The following is a 20872-nucleotide window of genomic DNA, read 5'->3' as shown; positions in this document are numbered from 1 at the left end:
GATGCCTGAAGGAGACACCGTCTGGAGGGCATGCAAACGGCTGAACCAGTCTCTTGCCGGGCAGGAGCTCGTCCGAACGGACTTCCGGGTGCCGTCGTTGGCGACGACCGATCTGAGCGGCCGGAGCATGCTGGAGGTCGTTGCGCGCGGCAAGCACATTCTGATGCGTCTGTCCGGCGGGCTGACCCTGCACAGCCATTTCCGGATGGACGGCAGCTGGCACCTCTACCGGCCCGGAGAACGCTGGCGTGGCGGGCCTACGGACGAGATCCGGGCAGTGCTCGAGACGGAGACGTGGACCGCGGTCGGGTACCAGCTGCCTGTGCTCGATCTCGTCGCGACCGACAAGGAGGACAGCGTCGTCGGGCATCTCGGTCCCGATCTGCTCTCACCGTCGTTCGAGCGGGCAGTGGCTGTCGCCAACGTCGAGTCCGACCCCGGGAGGACGATCAGCGAGGCGCTGCTCGACCAGCGCAATCTCGCCGGGATCGGCAACTTCTACCGGACCGAGGTCTGCTTCCTGCTCGGTCTGCATCCATGGCGCCCGGTGTCGGACGTCGACGTACCGGCCGCGATCGATCTCAGCCGGAAACTGCTGAAGGCCAGCGTCCGGAACGGCGTTCAGGTGAGCACCGGGGTGGACCGTCCCGGTCAGCGCACCTGGGTGTTCGAACGCGCCGGCAAACCGTGCCGCCGATGCGGTACGACGATTCGCACCGCTTCCCTGGGCGAGCCGACCCGTCAACGTGTCACCTACTGGTGCCCCGCCTGCCAGCCCGAGGGCTGATCGGCCGAAACTTCCCTGTGGACAACTCCCCCGCGGCGGCAGAACACGGATACCTTCTCTGGCGCATCGAACAAATGTTCGATCGAGAGGAGATGGCGATGTGCATCAGGTGCTGTGACCTGACCGACGAGGACTACTCGCGGTGGATCGAGGAGAACGTCCAGACGTACGGCTGGACGATGACATACATCCCAGGCGACGGCGGCCGGAACCCTGCGTTCGGGTACACGGTGGGTCTCAGCCAGTTCCAGCATCCGGAAATCATCGTCTTCGAGAGCGAGCCCTGCTACGCGTACCTCAGCCTCAAGCCACTGGCCTGGGCGGTCCTGGACGGCACCGAGTTCGACGAGGGCGACGACCTGTCCGCATTCTTTCCGCCGCCGCAGACTGCCGAGCTGCTGCGGTTCCCCGACTCCGAGCTGCACCTGCATGTGGCCAACACCATGTACCGCCGGCCAGGGCAGCCGCCGCTGCCTGCGCTCCAGCTCGTCTGGCCGAGCCGCATCACGCTGATCCAGCCCGTTGGCAACGGGCGGACTCCCGACCGAGGTGTCCGATGAGCGGCGGATCAAGCGGCCGAGGCCACGACCTCCGGCTCGATCGCCGGGTGCGCCAGCACGAGCGCCTCTTCGCGGGCCAGATCCTCGCTCACCTCGGCGAAGACCCTCGACAACGGCACGTCGAGTGCCGTGCAGATCGCCGCCAGCAGCTCGCTGGAGGCTTCCTTCTGGCCGCGCTCGACCTCCGACAGGTAGCCGAGACTCACGCGGGCGTCGGCGGATACCTCGCGCAGAGTGCGCCCCTGGCGCAGCCGCTTACGCCGCAGCACGTCGCCCAGCAGGCCACGAACCAGCACCATGAGGTTTCTCCCTTCCGCCTGTCCGGCCGCATCTACTCGCACGGTAGCGCGACCGTAGGAACCAACGGTACCTGTTGCTGGGTCACTACCTCTCGCAATGTCCACCTTCGGTGCGCCGCGCAAGTCTGCCTTACCTGTCACCATGCTGGTCCTAACACCCCGTTCAGTCGAGTTCTTCCGCCACAACTTCTGCGCCCAGTTCCAGGACGGCCTGGACGCTCCCCCGCCGGACAGCTGACCGGTCCCCGGACAGCTGGAGTTTCCGCACCTGTACGGAGCGCGGTCCGGCCGCCGCGACGTACACCGTCCCCGCCGCGATACCCGCCTGAGGTTCGGGTCCGGCCACACCGGTCGTGGCGAGGCCGTAGTCCGCCTCCAGACGCTCCCGCACACCGCTGGCCAATGCGGCAGCCGTGTCCGGGTGGACCGGCCCCACAGCGGCCAGCAGCTCGTCCGGCACACCAGCGAGCTTGGCCTTGAGGTCGGTCGCGTAAACCACCAGGCCACCCCGATACACAGCCGACACTCCCGGCACATCCGTAAGAACCGCACCGACCATCCCCCCGGTCAACGACTCAGCCGTGGCCAGCGTCACGCGACGCTCCAGCAACAGCTGCACCAATCGACCGACCGCCGCTTCGACCCCGTCCTCAGCCACCCGCCACCTCCACGTCGCAACCCGTACCCGTACTCAACACCAGGACCTGACGACCATGCACCACCAGCCTTCTCGCCATACCCATACCCGGCCTTCGGGTGGGGCGTGACTAGGTCCTGTCTGGTAATCCAGCGCTATAGCGAGGACGTGCTCGGTGCGGTGCCGAGGTGCCGTGCCGAGTGCCCCGCAGTAGGCGCTGGATTACCAAACAGGACCTAGACTCGCTGAATGCCAGGGCCGAGTGATGGGACCGCAGGCGCTCGCGGGCGCGGGCGAGCGCTCGCCGAGGTGTACCGCCGATTCGGCGAGTCCGAGAAGGCGAAGGGCTCGCCTCTGTACGGGCAGATCGCGATCGCGCTGAGCAGTTCCGAAGAAGCCCTGCGCGTGATCGAGACCGCACCAGCCCGCCGACGCAACCCAACGCTGGTGCTTGCCGCTCTGCACGACGTCGCGCTCGCAGGCCAAGCCCCTGCTCTCGCCTCCGCATTCACGGCCCCGCCCGCCGCGCCTGACCCGACCCCTGGCACCGAGAGCACCACCAGCACCGGGGTCTCCGGCGCCGCCGTCACGGGTCCACGCGGCAGGGGGCGCGGTGCTGGTGGGAGATCGGTTGGGGAGGCGGCGGTTGAGGTGATGGTCGGGATGGCGGAATTGGTTCTGGAGCGGTTGGTGGGGCGGAAGGTCCGGGGGGATGAGGGTGGGCGGCATGCCGTGTTGTACCCGGCGGTTGCCGAAGTTGCGCGGCGAGTCGGGGCGGGTGCGGTTGGGTTGATCGATGTTGGGCGGTCGGCTGGGCTGAACTTGGTGGTCGATCGAGTCGGGATCTCGTACGGGAACGGGCAGTTGTTCGGTGACGCGGGTTCTGGAGTGCAGGCTTCGGCTTCGGTGGTTAGGGGCGGGCTGCTGCCGTCGACGGCTATGCCGGAGGTGATGGCTCGGGTTGCGGTTGGTGATGAGCTGGTTGATGTCACCGACGCGGATGAGGCGCGGTGGTTGCGGGCTTGTGTGCCGCCGGATCAGGTCGAGCGGTTGGCGCGACTCGAGGCCGAGTTGGCGTTGGCGGCGGCGGATCCGCCGGTGATGGTGCCGGGTGCGGTTCTCGACGTACTGCCGGAGGCGATTGCGCGGGTGCCGGACGGCGTGCTGCCGGTGGTGATGACGACCTGGGTGTTGTCGAGTTTGGATCTTGAGGAGCGGTTGCGGTTTCTGCAGCGGCTCGACGAGGCGGCCACACGGCGAACGGTGGCGTGGGTGTCGGTGGAGGGGGTTGGGGTGGCGCCGGGGGTTCCGACGTACGGCGATCGGCGGGCTTCGGGGCACAGCATTCTCGGGGTGAGCGTGTTCGAGCATTCGTCGCTGCACGCGACGGGGGTCGGACGGTGCTGGCTACGGGGCGAGATGCTCGCCTGGCTCGCAGGCACATCGTCCCCAGCAGACCGCTAACAACAACTGGTCACCGCGACGGGCCGCTGTCACCGCGAAGGACCAGCGTCCCCTCGAGCGGCTGGTGACACCGTTGGCCGAGCCAGCGAGTTCGACGAGCCCCGGCCGAGTTAACAAGCTGGCGGATTAGACGGCCGGCCCGTCAACCGAGCTGGCAGGGCAACGGAGCTGGCGGGATTGGCGGCCGGGCGGGGTAGGTGGGCTGGTGGGTTATGGGAGGGGGCGTTTGGCGGCGGCGCGGAGGTGGAGAGCTCGGGAGAGGTAGTCGATGCCGGTGACGACCGTTACCAGGACGGCGGCGGTCATGATGGCGACGGCCGGCCAGTGGACGATCGCGAGGTGTTGCCACGGGAGGAGGTAGAGGCCGAGGGCGATCGCTTGGAGGACGGTTTTGAGTTTGCCGCCTCGGCTGGCGGGCATGACGCCGTGGCGGATGACCCAGAAGCGGAGGGCGGTCACGCCCCATTCGCGGACCATGACCAGGATGGTCACCCACCACGGGAGTTCACCCAGGTACGAGAGGCCGAGGAAGGCGGCTCCGGTGAGGGCCTTGTCGGCGATCGGGTCGGCGATCTTGCCGAAGTTCGTGACCAGATTCCAGCGGCGGGCGATGTCACCGTCGAAGCGGTCGGTGACGATCGCGACCACGAACGCTGCGGTGGCGAGCAGGCGGTCGCCGGCCGCGTGGCCGCCGTCCCGGAGCAGGAGCCAGACGAACAGCGGCACCAGGACCAGCCGCAGCACGGTGAGCGCGTTCGGCACGTTCCAGGCGCTGGGCGCGTGGAGTTGTCCGCCGGCTGCGCGCGGCGCCGAGTTCGAAGGCGGGTTGGTCACGCGGTCAGGTTAACTGCCGGGCGGGTGTCTGGCGTGCTCACGAGTGCCGCGAACTCGGCGATCAGGTCGACGCCGTCGCTCGCCACCACCTTCGCGGACACCAGATCTCCCACCCGGACACCCTCCGGGAGTCCGGTCACCGTGGTGACGCCGTCCACCTCGGGGCCCTGATGCGCAGCCCGCCCCTCGGCGATCCCGGAGGAAGCCGAGGGAGTCTCCGCTGCCACCTGTCCGGCGGACGGCGACGCGGGAGTCTGGTCGGCGACCGGTGTGTCCTCGTGCAGGTCTGCTGTGTTCTGGGCGGCGGCGAGGGTGTCGGTGGGGTCGAGGGTGTCGGTGGGGTCGAGGGTGTCGGTGGGGTCGAGGGATTCGACGATTACTTCGAGGAGTTCGCCGATGCGGGATTCGGCTCGGGCCGAGGTGAGGTCCTCGGCGAGTCGGGTGACGCGGTCCAGGCGGGCGGCGATGGTGTCCTCGTCGAGTTTGCCGTCGTACGTCTCGGCCTCGGTGCCGTCCTCGTCGGAGTAGCCAAAGACGCCGATCGCGTCCAGGCCTGCGCGGGAGAGGAAGTCGCAGAGGATGTCGACGTCGTCTTCGGTCTCGCCGGGGAAGCCGACGATGACGTTGCTCCGGATGCCGGCGGTGGGGGCGGCGGCGCGGACCTGGGCGATGAGTTCGAGGAAGCGTTCGGCGTCGCCGAAGCGGCGCATCCGGCGCAGGAGCGGGCCGGAGGCGTGCTGGAACGACAGGTCGAAGTACGGAACGACGCCGGGGGTGGCGGTCATCGCGCTCATCAGGGTGGGGCGCATCTCGGCGGGCTGGAGGTAGGAGACGCGGACGCGGGTGATGCCCGGGACCTTGGCGATCTCGCCGACCAGGGTTTCGAGGAGGCGGAGGTCGCCGAGGTCCTTGCCGTAGGAGGTGGAGTTCTCGGAGACCAGGAAGAGTTCGCGGACGCCGTTGTCGGCGAGCCACTCGGCTTCGCGCAGCACCTCGGCGGGGCGGCGGGACATGAAGGCGCCGCGGAACATCGGGATGGCGCAGAACGCACAGCGGCGGTCGCAGCCGGAGGCGAGCTTCAGTGGAGCCATCGGTCCGCCGTCGAGGCGGCGGCGCATGATGCGGGGGCCGCTCGCGGGTGCGGTGGCGAGGTCCGGGGCGTCGATCTTCAGCTCCTCCGGAGCGCCCGTGACGAAGCGTCCCTTGAGCTCCGCGGGAGCGGGCGAGCCGGCCGGCCGGAGTACGTCGGGGATGTGATCCCCCCGGCCGACGCCGCTGGTGGTCCCCGTGGTGCCGACGGCCGAGGCGGGACCGCCGGAGTCAGCGGCACTCGCAGTCGTCGCGATGGTCTCCGCGGTAGTGGCCGCACTCGCAGTCGTCCCGTTGGCCTTCGCGGTAGTGGCGGCAGTCGTGGCGGTGGTGGCTGTGGCGTCCGCGGTGCGGGCGGTCGCTGGGTCGCCGTGGCCGGGGAGGGAGACGGCGGGGGCGGTGTGGCGGTCCGCGGGGGCCAGGGGGAGGAGTTTGCGGCGGTCGTGGGGGACGTGGGACTGGTGTTTGGTGCCGGCGAGGATGGAGCGGAGGCGGTCCGAGATGTCGGTGTAGTCGTCGAAGCTGAGGACGGCGTCGGTTTCCGGGAGGGCTTCGGCGAGTTGTTCGCCGTAGCGCTCGGCGAGGCAACCGACGGCGACTACCGCCTGGGTACGGCCGGAGTCCTTGTAGTCGGCGGCGGCCAGGAGAGTGTCGACGGAGTCCTTCTTGGCGGCCTCGACGAAGCCGCAGGTGTTCACCACCACCGTGTCCGCCTCGGCGGCGTCGTCGACGAGGCGGAAACCGCCGGCTTCGAGCCGGCCGGCCAGTTCCTCGGAGTCGACATCGTTGCGGGCACAGCCCAGCGTGACCAGGGCGACGGTGGTGGGTGGCGTAGTCATCCCCACGAGTATGACGCGCCGTACACGTCCGCACCTAACTCAACAGCAACACCCGGACCCAGTGTTTCGGCCAAGCAGGACCACCCGAACCAAACACCACACCACACCACCCCACACCCCCACACCACCCCGACGAGGCCAGCGTCGCTACCTAGGCGGACTTGGTGAGGGTGCCATTGGGGTGGGCGGTGAACTTGGTGAGGTTGGTGGGGACGCGTTTGCCGTTGAGTACTACGACGAGGTTGGTGGGGTTGCCGACCTGGACGCGGATGTCGCCGGCGCTGGTGACGGACTGGGCTATGCCGGGAGTGAGGCGGCCCTGGAAGATCTTGCGGTCCGTCCGGTCGAGGACCGTCAGGTAGGTGCCGTTGCCCTTCGCGGTCATGGTCAGCTCGGTCTTCAGGACCGGCGGCTTCGGGCTGGCCGGTTTCTTCGTCGGCTGTGCGGTCGGCCGGCCCGACGGCGCGCCGGTCGGCGTCGGGGCCGGTGTGGTGACGGTGGCGGAGGTGGTCGCGGTCTTGGACGCGTTCGCCTCGATGTCGCTGGGCAGCGTGAACAGCCGCACCATCCCCCAGCCCATCAGGATCACCAGGATCGCGCCGACCACCAGGGCCCACCGCGGTCGTGCCGGGCGCAGCGTCGGGCTCTTCACCGCGGCGCGTTCCTCGCGGCGCGACTTCTCGTCCTCGACGGCGTGTTCGGCGTCGAAGGTGGCGAGCAGCGGGGCGGGGTCGGCCTTCACCACCCGGGCGATCGCCCGGATGTGCCCGCGGGCGTAGAAGTTCCCGCCGCACCGGGAGAAGTCGTCGGCCTCCATGGCGATCAGCAACCCGGTTCTGATCCGGGTCGCGGCGCTCAGCTGCTCGATCGTCATGTCGGCCCGTTCGCGGGCCGCCGTGAGCTCGCTGCCGATGCTCACGTCCCCACCGTCCTCTCCTTCTCCGCGCTGCAGGTCATCGGCAGATGAACCGTCGGCATTCCTCTGAACAACATGTCAACGGCCTTGGTACGACGGGGTCACGGACGAGTCAGAGTTGTTCCCTCACCGGACACCTGGCGTCGGCCAGCATGTGCAGCGCCTGCACCACTTCCCCGTTCGACGGACGAGCCGTCAACCCGAACGGTATCGCGAGTGACGACCCCGTCAGTCGGCGGTTCGCATCAGTTGTCTTGCGGGTCGAACTCGGCAGTGCACCGAGGATCGGCCCGGGATCCTGCAGATGTACGGCGATCCGCCCGTCGTCGAGCGGATGCCGCCGCTGCAGCACCGTCACCTCTTCGATGTCCTCCCACCGGGTACCCACCCACTCGTGCCCGATGCGCAGCCGGATGCCGACGTCGTCGGCGACGAGCATCTCCCCGACTGTGAGCACGCGGGCGCACACCACGGCGAGGACGGCGAACGCGGCCGCGACGATCCAGCGCAGGATGCCGGTCGGGCTGGTCGAGCCGGACGCCGCGAAGCCGAGCGCGACCAGCGCGGCGCCGACGGCGAGGCCGCCGTGCACCTTCTGGGAGGCCCGAACGGTGAACGGCATCGGCCCTGGGTTCGCGTCGAATCGGTCCTGCCTGGGCAGTGCGCTCGCGGCGGTCACGGTCTCACTCTCCTCGGAGGGTGCTGATGAAGTCCTCTAGATCGTCGGGTTTGACCAGGACGTCCCTGGCCTTGGAACCTTCACTGGGACCGACGACGCCGCGGCTCTCCAGGATGTCCATCAGCCGGCCGGCCTTGGCGAAACCGACGCGGAGCTTACGCTGCAGCATCGACGTCGAGCCGAACTGGGTGGAAACGATCAGCTCCGCCGCCTGTACGACGAGGTCGAGGTCGTCGCCGATCTCGTCGTCCAGGTCCTTGCTCGGGCCCGGCGCCACCGTGACGTCCTCGCGGTACGTCGGCTGCAGCTGCTCCCTGCAGTGCTCGACGACGCCGCGGATCTCGTTCTCGGTGACCCAGGCGCCCTGGATACGCATCGGCTTGCTGGCACCCATCGGCAGGAACAGCCCGTCACCCTGACCGACCAGCTTCTCCGCACCGGGCTGGTCGAGGATGACCCGGCTGTCGGCCAGCGACGAGGTCGCGAACGCCAGCCGGGACGGCACGTTCGCCTTGATCAGACCGGTGACGACGTCCACCGACGGCCGCTGGGTGGCGAGCACCAGGTGGATACCGGCGGCCCGGGCCAGCTGGGTGATCCGGACGATCGAGTCCTCGACGTCGCGCGGCGCGACCATCATCAGGTCGGCGAGCTCATCGACGATCACCAGCAGGTACGGGTACGGCGTCAGCACCCGCTCGGAGCCCGGCGGCGGCTTCACCTTGCCGCCGCGGACCGCCTTGTTGAAGTCGTCGACGTGCCGGAACCCGAACGCGGCGAGGTCGTCGTACCGCATGTCCATCTCGCGGACGACCCACTGCAGCGCCTCGGCGGCCTTCTTGGCGTTGGTGATGATCGGCGTGATCAGGTGCGGGATGCCCTCGTAGTTGTTCAGCTCGACCCGCTTCGGGTCGACCAGGATCATCCGCACCTCGTCGGGCGTGGCGCGCATCAGGACCGAGGTGATCAGCGAGTTGACGAACGACGACTTTCCGGAGCCGGTGGCACCGGCGACCAGCAGGTGCGGCATCTTCGCCATGTTCGCGACCACGAACCCGCCCTCGACGTCCTTGCCCAGGCCGGCCACCATCGGGTGGTGGTCGTTGCGGGCGGTCGCCGACCGGACCACGTCGCCGAGGCTGACGGTCTCCTTGTCGGTGTTCGGGATCTCGATACCGATCGCGGACTTGCCCGGGATCGGCGACAGGATCCGTACGTCGGCCGACGCCACCGCGTAGGCGATGTTCTTCGACAGCGCGGTGACCTTCTCGACCTTCACCGCCGAACCGAGCTCGACCTCGTACCGGGTGACTGTCGGGCCGCGGGTGTAGCCGGTGACCTGGGCGTCGATACCGAACTGGTCGAAGACCTCGGTCAGCCGGTCGACGACCTGGTCGGACGCCTTGGTGCGGGGCTTGTGCACCGAGCCGGGCTTGAGCATCTGCCCGTCCGGAAGCGTGTACGTGATGTCGCCGGACAGGCTGAGCTGTTCGACGCGCTGCGGCAGCGGGGTGTGCGGCGGCGGCTCGGGCGCCGGCTCGGGCTGCTTGCTCGGCGCCGGGGGCTCGAACGCGGGCCCGGACGCCGGGACGAAGGCGGCAGCAGCCTCGTCGACGTCGTACGGCTCCTCCTCCGCGATCGGCTTGGCCTTCGCCTTGCGTCCGCGTTTCGGCTCGTCCTTCAGCACCGGCGAGTCGTACGGCTTGACCGTCGGGTCGTTGTCGTCCTCGAGCTCCGCCTTCGCGCGGCGCTGCTTACGGGTCAGCCGGACGGTGTCGTCGGTCGGCGCGCCCTGCACGGACGGCGCGTCCGCGGGCAGCTCGGTCCGGCCCATCAGTACGTCGAACGCCGCGCGGAACCGCAGCGGGATCGCGTACACCGGTGTCCCGGTGACGACCAGCGCGCCGAAGATCGACAGCAGCACCAGGAGCGGCGCGGCGACGTACTGGGTGAGCAGGTCGGACAGGAACGACGAGATGAAGTAGCCGATCGCGCCGCCGGCGTCGCGCAGCGGGCCGTCGGCCGGGTTGTTCGGCCGGGGCAGGCCGTTGGCGATGTGGATCAGGCCGAGCACACCGAGGCAGATCGCCGTCCAGCCGATCACCTGCCGTCCGGCCGGGGCCGTTGCGGTCCGGGTGCCGCAGGGTGCGGACAGCGATCACCACCAGCATCAGCGGCAGTGCCCAGCCGAGCATGCCGATGCTGCCGCCGACGACCGTCCGTACGCCGTCGCCGACCGATCCCGGCAGGTCCCACCAGATCGCGGCGGCCACGACGACCGCCAGGCCGATCAGGAACAGGCCGGCACCGTCACGGCGGTGCTCAGGCTCCAGGTCGCGGGCGCTGTGGCCGATCCCCCGCACCATGCTGCCGAGCAGGTGCGCGATGCCGATCCAGACCTTGACCACTCCACGGCCGAGAGCCAGCATGGCGGCCGCGAACGGGCCTGGTCCGCTGTTCTTGGGCGTGCTGGTCCGCGCGGCGGAGGTTCCACCGCGTTTCGAGCTCTGCCCACGCTTCTGGGCGCCGGACGGACGGGAGCGTCCACCAGCCGCCGAACGGGCCGTACTCGGCCGTTTGGCTGCCGACTTCTGCGCCCGCGCCGGGGAAGACGTGCGGGTCGCCATATTGATCAGGCTACCCCGACTACCCCACGAGTCCCACGTGTCACACGCCGATCACACGGTCCCATCCGTAGCATCACGACGCTCGACTCGTACGCCGAAGCCGCCCGACGTGCCACAGCAGTACGTACCACCCGAGCGCGGCCAGCCCGCCGTACACCAGCCCGGAGAGCACCACGCGTACGGCGGTCTCCCCCGCCAGGCCACCCTCCACCCGGCTGAGCTCGACGACCGCGCCCACTGCTGCGAACAGCACGAGCGCGCCCAGCACGACGTACCGGATCCATGCTGGGAGGCTGTCACCCTGTGTGAGCGATGGCGGAGTACGGCGATACCAGCGGTAGAGCCAGACGGCGAGGACCACGCAGCCGCCGATCGTGGAGACGTACTGGAGGATGCGGTTGACGCCGTCGAGGAAGTCCGGGAAACGCAGGACGAAGTAGCCGTCGCTGTGGGTGAAGGAATCCCACACCACGTGGGTCAACGCGCCCACGATGGCGGACACCACCGTCCAGAGCAGGACAGACGCGCTAGGCAGGTGCAGTCGGCCAACAGCAGGCAGCCGCGCAGCCAGTGCAGGCGGCGCGAGAGCAACCAAAGGCCGCTTGAGGACCAGGTTGAACACTGCGACCAGCAGCAACGCCAGCAACGGGTCCAGCCAGAACGCGGACGTGATCTTGTGCGTGAGCGTCAGTGTGAAGTTCCCGTTGATGTACTGCGTGGCGATCCGGTAGAGCGGGCCGACGTACAGCAGGTCGGGTGCCACCGCACCGGCTACCAGCGCAGACGCCACGAAGGGGCGCCGGACCAACGGGAGGACGGCTGCGGGGTGGGCGAGGGTGAACGGCACACCCCGCAGCCTATTGGTTCAGAACGTCGGCCAACTGCCGGCCGGCGGCTGCTGCCCGACACCCGGTGCCGACCAGTTGCAGACACCGTTTGGGAACGTCTGCCGCAGCGCCTTCCACTGCACGGGCGTCAGCTTGACCTTGTAGTCGGACTTGCTCAGCGGTTGCAGGCGGCACTTGATGATGTCGTTGGCAACGGACGCGCCGGCCACCTGCCGCGGCGCCGGCCACGCCGGGTAGAACGTGTTGCACCTCGTCGTACCGATGCCGTCCACCTGCGTCTCGACGATCTTCTGGTTCGTCGGGCTCCAGCACGCGTCGGTGAGCGCCCCGGGCTTGTTGCGCATCAGCTTCGCGTGCGGTGTGCCCGGGCCGTGGTCCGCGTCCACCGCGTCCATCCACCGGTCGAGGGAGGCGAGCGCGTCGGTCAGCACCGGGTTCGCCGTACTGAAACCGCCCGGCGCGTCGCCGGCCTGGACGAGCATGATCTGGTTGCCGGCGTCACCGTTTGCCTTGCGCAACCTTTCGCGCAGCGAGAACGAGTGGAAGATCAGGTGGATGTCGCCGTTCGGCTGCTCGTCCCAGTACTGCCGGTAGTCGATGATCGGGGTACCGGCCAGTCCCCCGCCGCCGTTGATCAGCTGCCCGGTCCGGTACGCCGTACTGATCGCCCGCGGGTCTGCGACGGTCCGGGCCGGGACGAAGTTGGCGTCGGTGTCGAAGCCGCCGACCGCCTTGTTCAGGTCGAGGAACTGCGTGACCGAGATCTTGCCCGCGTTCAGGGCGTCCAGGCCGTACTGGATGCCGACGTTGTCCAGCGGCCGCCGGGCCGCGCCGGTGGCCGGGTCCGTGCCCCAGATGTTGACCTGGTGGTCGTAGACGTCGCAGCGCGCGCCGTTCGGGTTCTTCACCGGGTCGTAGCGGTCCTCGACGGGTAGTTGCGCAGGGCAATAGACCCGCGGGTCGATCCGGCGGCCGGCGGCGGCCAGGTTGGCGATCGTGCCGACCTTGCCGAAGCCCGCGGCGGCCCGTTTCTGTTCGTCGGTCCAGCCGGTCGCGGAGGTGAAGTAGTGATCCAGCAGCAGCGCGTCTGTGATCGTGTGCAGCGTCGCGAATCCGACCTCCGGGAACACGCAGGACGCCAAGATCCCGTCCAGCAGCCCCGGGTAGTCGTCGGCGATCTGGAACACCTGGTACGAGCCGCCGGAGCACCCCCATCCGATCGTCTGCTTCGGTACGCCGATGGTCTCCAGGATGTGCTCCCGCGTCATCGACATGGTCTCGGCGGCGAGCACCCCGTTGCAGTTGATGCCGAACACGTTCAGGCTCGACGACGCCACGGCGTACCCCTGCCCGAGCAGTACGTCGTCGTTGATGCCGCCGGTCTCGCTCCCCTGCTGGTACCACCCGCCGGGGCAGCCGCCGCCGAACGTGTAGACCAGCCGGCCGTTCCACCCGCTCGGCGCCTTCACCACACTCGGCTCACCGCCCGCGGGGTCGTTGAGGACGGCGTACTCGTAGATCGACCGGTTGATGACCCCGGTCTCGACACGGACGATGTACGGCACCGTGCGGCCGTCGGACGTGGTGGTGGTCGCCAGGTCGGCCGGCTTCGTCGCCGGCAGCACCTTCAGCGACCGGTCGGCAGTGGAGCGGTACAGGTAGTCGACGCGGGTCGGCACCGTGCAGTTCGCGTCGGACGGCGGGCCGAGCTTGACCTTGGCGAGCGTGACGAAGTCCGCCGTACCGCAGACGTACGGCGTCTCGTGCGGGCCGGCCAGGAGTGGTCCGCTGCGCGGATGGTTGGTGATCACCAGCCGCGACGAGGCGGCGGTCACCGTGTTGGAGCCGTCCGTGAGGCCTTGGACGACGCCGATGAGGCGGTCCTGCTGACGGGAGAACGCGCTGCTGACGTCCTTCCCGTTCAGCCGGACCTTCAGGTCGTCCAGGTGCCGCCCAGTGATCCCGAGCAGCACGTTGCCGTCGCTGACCATGTCGGCGCGAGGCGTGGACAAGACCTCGATCCGTACGTCGGAGGCCGCCTTGGCGGGGGTCACCAGGACGGCCGCGAACATCGCGGTCAGAAGAGCAACGAGGGCGGCCGGCCGCTTCATGCGACGAGTCGATCACAGCAGGTCCGGTGCCGGAAGGGCTCGTGGTAATCGGTTTCCAGCCGGAACGGAGCAGCTCAGGCGCCGGTCGTCCCGTCCAACTGCTCGCGGACCAGGTCGGCGTGCCCGCAGTGCCGCGCGTACTCCCCGATCAGGTGGATGTAGATCATCCGCAGCGTCGACTCGGTACCGCTGAACGTGAACCGGTCGTCCAGCGAGCGCCCGGCGGCGGCCTCGTCGGACAGTTTCCACTCGGCGATCAGACCGTCGTACGCCGCCTCCGCCGCGGCCGGATCGATCAGCTCGAAGTCCGCGTCCTTGCCGAGCTCGGGCGCGAACAGCGGGGCGGCCGGGTCGTCGGCGAAGTGGATACGGAACCAGATCCGCTCGACCTTGGTCAGGTGCCGGATCAGGCCGAGCAGCGAGAGGTTCGACGGCGGCGACGGCCGCTCGGCAAGCTGCTCCGCGGTCAGCCCCGCACACTTGAACAGCAGAGTGCTGCGGTAGAAGTCGAGATAGCCTTGCAGCAGCTCACGTTCCGGTGCCGTCAGCGAACCGTCCGGCCGCTCGACAGCAGGTGCACTCCAGGTCATCGTCATCCTCACGTCGTCCCACGATGTGTTCGGCTATCTCATCACATGAGATACGCACTGGCGGTGCCCGTGTCCCGTTCGTTACCGTAATCGGCAGGTCATGAGTGCCAGCGACAAGCCCCGGCTCGCTGGCCGGCAACCCTCCTCCGCGGTGGGGTGCCCCGGGTGAAGACCAGGCCGTGCGGATACGCCGCTCGGCAAGCGCGGACTTTCCTGGGAGCAGATCCATGTCGATCCTGTCCATTCTCGAGCCGGCCAGCACCACGACCTCGCGGCCGGCCGGTGCCCGGCGGCTCACCGGCAACATCCCCGCCACCGTCGGCTCGGACCTGCTGGTCCCGCTGGCCGACGGCCGGGTCACCGACTACGCGAACTTCGACCACGGCGCGAGTGCCCCGTGCCTGGAGCCGGTCCGGGCGAGCGTCGAGGCGGCGCTGCCGTCGTACGCGTCGGTGCACCGCGGCAACGGGTACGCCTCCCGGATCACCACCCAGTGGTACGAGCGCGCCCGCGCCGAGGTGCACGCCTTCGTCGGCGCCCGCACGGACGACCAGGTGATCTTCACCCGCCAGACCACCGACGCGCTGAACCTGCTGGCGCACGCGGTGCCGGGCGACGCGACCGTGATCGTGTTCGAGTCCGAGCACCACGCCGCGCTGCTCCCCTGGCCGGCCGAGCGGACCGTTCGCCTCACGGCGCCGGCCAGCCGGACCGGGGCCGTCACCGCCGTGGCCGACGCGCTCCGCCAGGCGCCCGAGGGGCCGCGGCTCGTCGTGATCACCGGCGCCTCGAACGTGACCGGTGAGATCTTCCCGATCGCCGAAATCGCCAAGGTGGCGAAGGCGCACGGTGCGCGGGTCTGCCTGGACGCCGCGCAGCTCGCCCCGCACCGCCCAGTCGACATCGCCACCCTGGACGTCGACTGGGTCGCCCTCTCCGGTCACAAGCTCTACGCCCCGTACGGCGCCGGCGCCCTGATCGGCCGCTCCGACTGGCTCGACGCCGCCGAGCCGTACCTGTACGGCGGCGGCGCGACCCACGCCGTGACCAGCGACACCGTCGTCTGGTCGACCGGCCCGGCGCGGCACGAGGGCGGCTCCCCGAACGTCATCGGCGCCATCGCGCTGGCGAGCGCCTGCGCCGCGATCACCAAGCACCGCGACGCCATCGAGCAGCACGAGCGCAGCCTGCTGGCCCGGCTGCGCACCGGGCTCGCCCAGATCGACGGCGTCACGACGTACTCGATCTTCGGCGAGGAGGCGGACCGTGTCGGCACGGTGTGCTTCACGATCGAGGGCCTGACCTCGACGCTGGTGTCCGCGGCCTTGAGCGCGGAGTACGGCATCGGTGTCCGGGACGGGAAGTTCTGCGCACACCCGCTGGTCGGGCACCTGCTCGCGAACTCCCCCGAGCACGGTACGGCGGTCCGCGCCAGCCTCGGCCTCGGGACCACGCGGGAGCACGTGGACCGGCTCGTCAACGCCGTACGCACGCTGACCACGACAGGCCCGCGCACGGAGTACGCGGAGAGCGCGCACGGCTGTCAGCCGGCCGACGATCCCCGCGACCTCCAGGCACCGCACATCTGGTAGCTGTGTTTGATTTTCAGGCAAGCCCTCCTACTGCTCAGGAGGTACGAGACCTACATGGTGAGCAGCGAACGCCAGTAGGTCCGCCCACTCCGACGCGACCATCGCGGCAGGTTTGCCGAAGCCATGGCCGGTGTTGACCTCTACCCGAGTCAAGACCGGCTGCGGACCGGACTGGGCATGCTGCAACGCAGCGATGAACTTGTGACTGTGCAGCGGAACCACGCGGTCGTCGTGATCACCTGTGACGACAAGAGTCGCCGGGTACGCCGTACCGTCGCTGACCCGATGCAGCGGCGAGTAGGCCAGCAGGTCCTCGAACTGCTCTGGGTCACTGGGCAGACCGTAGTCGGACGCCCACGCCGCTCCCACAGTGAACAAGTGGAACCGCAGCATGTCCAACACACCCACACCGGGCAGTGCGACGGCGAACAGGTCCGGCCGCTGCGTCATGGCCGCTCCGACGAGCAGACCGCCGTTGCTGCGACCGTGTATCGCCAACTGCGACGGTGTGGTCACACCGGTGTCCCGCAGGTCCTCGGCGACCGCGATGAAGTCGTCGAACACGTTCTGCTTGTTCTTGAGCCGCCCTGCGTCGTGCCAATCGCTCCCGTACTCGCCGCCGCCACGCAGGTTCGCGATGACGAGCACACCTCCGGCAGCGAGCCACGCGGGCCAGCCCGGGCGGTAGTCGGCCTGGATCGGGATGCGGAACCCGCCGTACCCCCACATGAGGGTCGGGCGTGGCTCTTCGAAACCCAAATCGGAGCGGCTGATCAAGAAGTACGGGACAGGGCCGTTCCGACGGGTCACGGTGACCCGTGGCGGTGTGAAGCCGTCAGCACCGCGGACCAGCTCCGGCAGCGGGCGTACGTCGCCTGAACCGGTGGACACGCGGTACGACAACGTGGGGTCGGTCGTCGTAGACAGGCCGATGAAGAGCTCGTCGTACTTCGGTCCTGCGTTGAAGCCGACCACTCCCCCGCCAGGTACGTCGACACCGCGCGCATCGGACCCGTCCAGCGCGTAGAGCGTCAGCACCGACTGGGCGTCGACCAGCGTCAGCGTGGCGAGGCCGTCCGCGGTCGCGCGCACTGCCTGCAGTGTGGAGTCGCTCTCCGGGATGAGGTCGGTGAACGCGCCGGCCAGGTTCGACAGCACCACGCGGCCGCGGGGGGCGTCGCGGTCGGTCCGCAGTACCAGCTCGTCGCCGGACATCCGGACGAACGCGATCTCGTCGGCGAACTCGTCCACGACCTTCACCGGCTCGCCCAGCCCGTCGCCGGTGACCGGGTACACCCAGAGCCGCGTGCTGGGGTCCGTGCCCTCGGTGATGTGGACGACGAGGTACCTGTCGTCGTCGGACACCTCTGGCACCAGGAAGTACTGGTCGTGGCCCGGGAAGCTCAGCACCAGCTCGTCGTCCGACTGCGCCGTACCGACGCGGTGCAGCATCAGCCGACCGCCGGACAGGGACGTGGTCTCCGTACCCTCGCTCCGCCCGCTGGTCGGGTAGTGCAGGTACAGGTACGCCGAACTGTCCGGGAGCCAGGTGGCCTCGCTGAACTTGGCCTCCGACACCAGGTCGTCGACCTGTGCGCCGGTGGCGATGTCGAGCAGCCGGAACGTCGTCCAGTCGCTGCCGCTCTCGTTGATGCCGTACGCGAGGTACTTACCGTCCGGGCTCACCGTGAACGTCCCCAGCGAGTCGGTGCCGTCCGCGGACAACGTGTTCGGGTCGATCAGCACCCGGCCGCCGGACAACAGTTCGTCGAGCGACTCGGCCACGTAGATCACGTCCTGCGCCTGGGTGCCGTCGTTGCGGCCGACGAAGTACCAGCCGGACTTCTTCGCCGGTACGCCGGCCCGGGGGCGCGCGAGGATCGCGGCCATCGTGCGCTGGAACCACAGGCCCTCCGGATAGCCCGACAACTCGGCCTCGGTGAACTCATTCTGTCTGCGAACCCAGTCCTGGGTGTCGGCCGAGTCAGGGTCTTCCAGCCAGCGATACGGGTCGGCGATCTCACGCCCGTGCAACGTCTCGACCACATCGTCGCGGCGGCTTTCCGGATAGGTCATGCGGACAAACCTAACCCGAAGACTGCGTCGTACTCACCCGCTCCGGTGGGCGGCATCCCGCACAGGCGCCGGAGCAGGTGAGTACGACGGGCCTGGTGTCAGGCCGGATTGATGTCCTTGCTCCAGAGCACCTTGCCGAACAGGTTCCGCAACGACACCGAGAAGACGCCGGTGCGCGGGTCGATCCGGGTGTGGCCGAAGAACTGGTTCCCACTGGCCGGCGACTGGCTCGGGAAGTCGGCCGCCTTCACGAAGACCGCCTCCGGGCCGAACGTCGGGTCGAGCTGGTTCGGACCGAAGGCGCCCGCGTTGATCGGACCGGCCACGATCTCCCAGAACGGGTCGAAGTCGGTGAACGCCGCGCGCGCCGGGTCGTAGTGGTGCGCGGCCGCGTAGTGCACGTCCGCGGTCAGCCAGATCGCGTTCCGCACCTTGCGCTTCTTGAACTGGCTCAGCACCCACGCGATCTCGAGCTCGCGGCCGCCGGGTGCACCCGGCAGACCGTTCGCGACCGCCTCGATCAGGTCGCCGTCCGGTACCAGCAGGCCGAGCGGCATGTCGCTGGCGATCACCTTCCAGGTCGCCCGCGAGGCCGCCACCTCGCGGACCAGCCAGGCGGCCTGTTCGGCGCCGAGCATCGCGACCGGTCCGGCCGTCGACGGCACCGGGTTCGCACCCCGGTACGTGCGCATGTCCAGGCAGAAGACGTCGAGCAGCGGACCGTAGCTCACCTTGCGGTAGATCCGGTCCCGGCCCGCGACGTGCTCCATCGGCAGGTACTCCAGGAAGGCCTTCTTCGCCCGCGCGGCCAGGACGTCGACGCGCCGCTCGACGTACCGCGAATCGTCCAGGATCTCGCCCGGGTACCAGTTGTTCAGCGTCTCGTGGTCGTCCCACTGCGCGACCAGCGGCACGTCGGCGTACAGCGACTTCACGTTACCGTCGAGCAGGTTGTACTTGTACCGGCCGCGGTACTCGGCCAGCGTCTCGGCGACCTTCGAGACCTCCTCGGTCACCACGTTCTTCCAGACGGTGCCGTCGGCAACCTTCAGCTCGGCCTGCATCGGGCCGTCGGCGTAGATGTTGTCGCCGGAGTGCAGGAAGAAGTCGGGCCGGGTGTCGTGCATCGCCCGGTACGCGACCATCCCGCCGAGCTCGGGGTTGATGCCGTACCCCTGGCCGGCCGTGTCGCCGGTGAACACGAACGACACCGGACGGTTGCGCCCCGGCGTGCTGAACGAGCCGTCGAGCGTCTCACCGATCCGGCCGTACGCGTCCTCGAAACCGATCCGGTAGTCGTAGCGCTGCCCCGGACGCAGGCCGCGCAACGGCAGCCGCGCCGTGAAGTCGTCGTTCCCGTCCGTCTTCGGGCCCCGCAGGCTGATCGCCCGGTCGAACCGGCCGTGGCCGGTCAGCTGCACGATCATCCGGCCGGGCCGGTCGGTGCGCGACCAGACGACGGCCGACGACGGCGTCACGTCGGCACTGGCGATGCCGGACGGCAGCGCGGCCCGATCGCGACGGACCAGATTCGGTGCCGCAGCGGCCACCCCCGGTACGGCGAGTGACGCACCGGCGGCGGTGGTTGCGGCAAGAAGTTGGCGGCGACTCAGTTTCATGACCCGAAGGTGCGCTCCGCTGATGACGGCCAGGTGAAAGCGGGGCGAACTGAGCGTCAAATCGCCCCGGCCCCGGACATGCGCTTGTGTGCGGCCACCCGACGTGGTTCCGTTGGCCTCACTCAGCACGTACTCGTGACGCTGCCCTGGACCTGGTAGCGCATCGACCGATGCACTACTGGAAACGGGTTGCTCATGACACAGCTGCTTGCCGAAGACCATGACCCGTTACGGGCTCAGCACGAGCACACGCATCTGTACACCGACCTGCTGCGCACCGTCCGCGAGCTCGGACTGCTCCGGCGGCGGCGCGGGTATTACTTCGTTCGCATCGGGCTCGTCCTGACTGCGTTCGTCGGGGTCTGGGTCGGCTTCGGTCTGCTCGGCAACTCGTGGCTCCAGCTGCTGATGGCGGGTGCGCTCGCTTTGGTGCTCGTTCAGGTCGCGTTCCTGAGTCACGACAGCGCGCACCGGCAGATCTTCGACTCGGCCCGCTGGAACGACTGGACCGCGCGGCTGCTCGCCGGCGGGCTGATCGGCATCAGCGCCAACTGGTGGCGGTCGAAGCACAGCCGGCACCACCAGGCGCCGAACCAGCTGGCGAAGGACCCCGACATCGACATCGGCGTCATCGCCTTCACCCCCGAGCACGCTGCCCGGCGTACCGGCTTCCAGGCGTGGCTGACCCGCCGCCAGGGCTGGCTGTTCTTTCCGCTGCTGACCCTCGAGGGCCTCAGCCTGTACGTCGCGAGCGTGCAGCACCTGTTCCGCCGCTCGGCGACCAGGGTCGAACGGATCGAGGCCGCGATCGTGGTGAGCCGGCTGGCCGGATACCTGACCGTGCTGTTCCTGCTGCTGCCGATCGGCAAGGCCGGGGCGTTCCTCGGGCTGCAGCTGGCGATCTTCGGGGTCTGCCTTGGCGGATCGTTCGCGCCGAACCACAAGGGCATGCCGCTCGTCCCGAAGACGATGAAGCTGGACTTCCTCCGGCGGCAGGTGCTGATGTCGCGCAACATCCGCGGCGGGGTGTTCACCGACTTCGCGATGGGCGGGCTGAACTACCAGATCGAGCACCACCTGTTCCCGAACATGCCACGTCCGACCCTGCGACGGGTCCAGCCGATCGTCCGCGAGTACTGCGAGCGCCACGGGGTGACGTACACCGAGGTCGGCCTGTTCACGTCGTACCGAATCGTGGTCGACTACCTGAACAACGTCGGTCTGCGAGCGCGCGATCCGTTCCAGTGCCCGCTCGTGGCGAAGTACCGGAGTTAGCACTTTGCCAAACCGACCTCGCCGAGCCAC

General features: G+C 69.0%; 17 protein-coding genes and 1 riboswitch. Of the genes, 5 read left to right on the top strand and 12 right to left on the bottom strand.

The window, feature by feature from the left end:
• Position 1 precedes the first annotated feature (1 nt).
• Together JOF29_RS40460 and JOF29_RS40455 are read left to right on the top strand one after the other, a co-directional pair.
• On the top strand, positions 2-787 hold the full coding sequence (locus tag JOF29_RS40460; protein WP_209699582.1) for an Fpg/Nei family DNA glycosylase: 786 nt from the start codon (positions 2-4) through the stop codon (positions 785-787).
• A 74-nt stretch (positions 788-861) separates the two neighbouring features.
• Positions 862-1347, top strand: a complete 486-nt coding sequence (locus JOF29_RS40455; protein WP_209699581.1) for a DUF4262 domain-containing protein — start codon at positions 862-864, stop codon at positions 1345-1347.
• An 8-nt stretch (positions 1348-1355) separates the two neighbouring features.
• Here the strand turns inward: JOF29_RS40455 and JOF29_RS40450 are convergent, their stop codons facing one another.
• Together JOF29_RS40450 and JOF29_RS40445 are read right to left on the bottom strand one after the other, a co-directional pair.
• On the bottom strand, positions 1356-1646 hold the full coding sequence (locus JOF29_RS40450; protein WP_209699580.1) for a helix-turn-helix domain-containing protein: 291 nt from the start codon (positions 1644-1646) through the stop codon (positions 1356-1358).
• Positions 1647-1809: 163 nt separating this feature from the next.
• Positions 1810-2304: a CinA family protein gene (locus JOF29_RS40445; protein WP_209699579.1), complete on the bottom strand. Its 495-nt coding sequence runs from the start codon at positions 2302-2304 to the stop codon at positions 1810-1812.
• Between the two features lie 228 nt (positions 2305-2532).
• On the opposite strand from JOF29_RS40445, the gene JOF29_RS40440 reads away from it, so the two are divergent.
• Positions 2533-3747 carry a DUF2332 domain-containing protein gene (locus tag JOF29_RS40440; RefSeq protein WP_209699578.1) on the top strand — a complete coding sequence of 405 codons (1215 nt, stop codon included), beginning with the start codon at positions 2533-2535 and terminating at the stop codon, positions 3745-3747.
• Positions 3748-3957: 210 nt separating this feature from the next.
• Here JOF29_RS40440 and pgsA read toward each other — a convergent pair whose 3' ends face one another.
• From pgsA to JOF29_RS40400, 8 genes are all read right to left on the bottom strand, one after another.
• A complete protein-coding gene (gene pgsA / locus JOF29_RS40435; protein ID WP_209699577.1) occupies positions 3958-4581 on the bottom strand; it encodes a CDP-diacylglycerol--glycerol-3-phosphate 3-phosphatidyltransferase in 624 nt (207 codons plus the stop codon).
• Positions 4578-6509, bottom strand: a complete 1932-nt coding sequence (locus tag JOF29_RS40430; RefSeq protein ID WP_245359899.1) for a MiaB/RimO family radical SAM methylthiotransferase — start codon at positions 6507-6509, stop codon at positions 4578-4580. Before JOF29_RS40430 ends, pgsA begins: the two co-directional genes overlap by 4 nt.
• Positions 6510-6660: 151 nt before the next feature.
• The gene (locus tag JOF29_RS40425; RefSeq protein ID WP_307863945.1) at positions 6661-7428 is read right to left on the bottom strand and encodes a helix-turn-helix domain-containing protein; all 768 of its coding nucleotides are present in this window, start codon (positions 7426-7428) and stop codon (positions 6661-6663) included.
• 109 nt (positions 7429-7537) lie between these two features.
• Entirely contained in the window at positions 7538-8104 is a 567-nt protein-coding gene (locus JOF29_RS40420; RefSeq protein ID WP_209699576.1) for a hypothetical protein, read from the bottom strand.
• Between the two features lie 4 nt (positions 8105-8108).
• On the bottom strand, positions 8109-10208 hold the full coding sequence (locus JOF29_RS40415; RefSeq protein WP_443667604.1) for a DNA translocase FtsK: 2100 nt from the start codon (positions 10206-10208) through the stop codon (positions 8109-8111).
• A gap of 596 nt (positions 10209-10804) precedes the next feature.
• Positions 10805-11578: a DUF4184 family protein gene (locus tag JOF29_RS40410; RefSeq protein WP_209699575.1), complete on the bottom strand. Its 774-nt coding sequence runs from the start codon at positions 11576-11578 to the stop codon at positions 10805-10807.
• 18 nt (positions 11579-11596) lie between these two features.
• Positions 11597-13690, bottom strand: a complete 2094-nt coding sequence (locus tag JOF29_RS40405; protein ID WP_209699574.1) for a DUF6351 family protein — start codon at positions 13688-13690, stop codon at positions 11597-11599.
• 74 nt (positions 13691-13764) lie between these two features.
• Positions 13765-14280, bottom strand: a complete 516-nt coding sequence (locus JOF29_RS40400) for a DinB family protein (protein ID WP_209699573.1) — start codon at positions 14278-14280, stop codon at positions 13765-13767.
• Between the two features lie 96 nt (positions 14281-14376).
• A riboswitch (SAM riboswitch) is annotated at positions 14377-14490 on the top strand.
• A 17-nt stretch (positions 14491-14507) separates the two neighbouring features.
• Between JOF29_RS40400 and JOF29_RS40395 the strand changes: the two genes are divergently transcribed.
• Positions 14508-15872, top strand: a complete 1365-nt coding sequence (locus tag JOF29_RS40395; protein WP_209699572.1) for an aminotransferase class V-fold PLP-dependent enzyme — start codon at positions 14508-14510, stop codon at positions 15870-15872.
• A 27-nt stretch (positions 15873-15899) separates the two neighbouring features.
• On the opposite strand, the gene JOF29_RS40390 is transcribed toward JOF29_RS40395, so the two are convergent.
• Entirely contained in the window at positions 15900-17948 is a 2049-nt protein-coding gene (locus JOF29_RS40390) for a prolyl oligopeptidase family serine peptidase (RefSeq protein WP_209699571.1), read from the bottom strand.
• A gap of 98 nt (positions 17949-18046) precedes the next feature.
• Positions 18047-19567, bottom strand: a complete 1521-nt coding sequence (locus tag JOF29_RS40385; protein ID WP_209699570.1) for an alkaline phosphatase D family protein — start codon at positions 19565-19567, stop codon at positions 18047-18049.
• Between the two features lie 195 nt (positions 19568-19762).
• Between JOF29_RS40385 and JOF29_RS40380 the strand changes: the two genes are divergently transcribed.
• The gene (locus tag JOF29_RS40380) at positions 19763-20842 is read left to right on the top strand and encodes a fatty acid desaturase family protein (protein WP_209699569.1); all 1080 of its coding nucleotides are present in this window, start codon (positions 19763-19765) and stop codon (positions 20840-20842) included.
• The last annotated feature ends 30 nt before the right edge of the window (positions 20843-20872 follow it).

It is taken from the genome of Kribbella aluminosa (genome assembly GCF_017876295.1).
Lineage (GTDB): Bacteria > Actinomycetota > Actinomycetes > Propionibacteriales > Kribbellaceae > Kribbella > Kribbella aluminosa.
The sequence above is the reverse complement of the archived record's forward strand: the minus strand, read 5'-3'. Positions and strand labels throughout refer to the sequence as shown.